At 59.7% G+C, this 1,232-nt stretch carries 2 protein-coding genes; both read right to left on the reverse strand.

The genetic code is table 11. The features are described 5' to 3' along the window. The coding region (locus F474_RS22490; RefSeq protein ID WP_133245000.1) for a hypothetical protein at window positions 1–218 on the reverse strand (218 nt) is incomplete at its 3' end. A 414-nt stretch (window positions 219–632) separates the two neighbouring features. Continuing rightward, on the reverse strand, window positions 633–1,232 hold a 600-nt coding region (locus F474_RS22760), incomplete at its 5' end, for a hypothetical protein (RefSeq protein ID WP_165830365.1).

The following is a 1,232-nucleotide window of genomic DNA, read 5'->3' on the forward strand; positions in this document are numbered from 1 at the left end:
ATCAGGAAGGCACTGAGCACCTCGCCTTTGGCAAGATCCCGATCGGCACGGATGGGGCACAGGCTATGCCAACCCTTCTCCAACGTGCCCAGCCGTTGCAGGCTGAACCCCCCCATATTGGGTAGCTCGCCGTCGGGGCGGTCGGTGATTTTGAAGGGTACAGAAGTCGAAAGTGCAGTGCGGGCAGGTACAGCGGTAGCCGTGGTTGTAGCCGTCATGACCCTTTCCTCGATTCACTTGTCAGCAAAGGGCCGAATGGCTAGAGCTTCGACTGAAGCACCGATAGGCCCACTTGCCGTTATGTGACGATTTCGCGAGAGAGTGCACAACTGGCAACAATAGTAGGGCAAGTTTACAGCCGGCCTCACTCAGCTGGGCAAGAGGGGTTACCCCCTCAAGCTGCCCACTGCCTGTTCAAAAGCAACAGATAGAAAAGGCGCGGCGCTGGGCAACATCAGCCAGACCGTGGCAAGCATCCGGCCCGTTTCCCAGTGCTTCCCGACATTGGCGGCTCGCTCCAGCCCGTGATTTCAATGGCGCTGGAGGGGTAGATCAACTTGAGCGCGGGCTGCCGGGGCACGCAAAACAACATCGAATGTCTCGCGCTCTGTATCTCAGGCTACTCGCCAGTATCAGCCCATGGCAGCTTCCACACCTTCCTTGAGATCCAAGCCGTCCGTTGCCAAAAACCCTACTTCCGCTGCCGTGATCGACCATCTAGGAAGTTGCGTGACTCCTGCATGGATCCTTGCCTGCCACCCTGTGATCAAGGTGTAGTTATTACCGGTGAGCAGCTTCTGGACAGCGTCGCTTTTAACCACGGCAAATTTGGGTGTTGCCAATTCGCCCAGCACGCTGGCGACCTTACTCCTGGCAACCGCTGCCGAAGCCTGCGCGCTGGCCTTGGATACCTTGGCCGCCTGGCTTGAGGCCTTGAGGTAACGGTAGGCACCGACGAACCCGCGGCTGCCCCAGGCGTTGAGCACTCGCCAGCTCGCTTTTGCAGCGCTGCGCGCCAGCCTCGCGGCGAGGCTGGCGGCCGAGCGCAGCAAATTGGCAGCCTGCTTGAACGCACCGACAAAGTTTCCGATCGACAACACGCCGGTGACAACTGAGGCAATCGCCAGCTTTCTGGCCAGCTCAGGGTTGCTGTCCTCGATGAACACCGACGCCACCTCCAACGCCAGCGACGCTGCACTGAGTGCGGTAAGTGCCGCGAACACCAGCATCGA

This window comes from Pseudomonas sp. URIL14HWK12:I12, assembly GCF_003097135.1.
In the GTDB taxonomy this organism is placed as follows: Bacteria; Pseudomonadota; Gammaproteobacteria; order Pseudomonadales; family Pseudomonadaceae; genus Aquipseudomonas.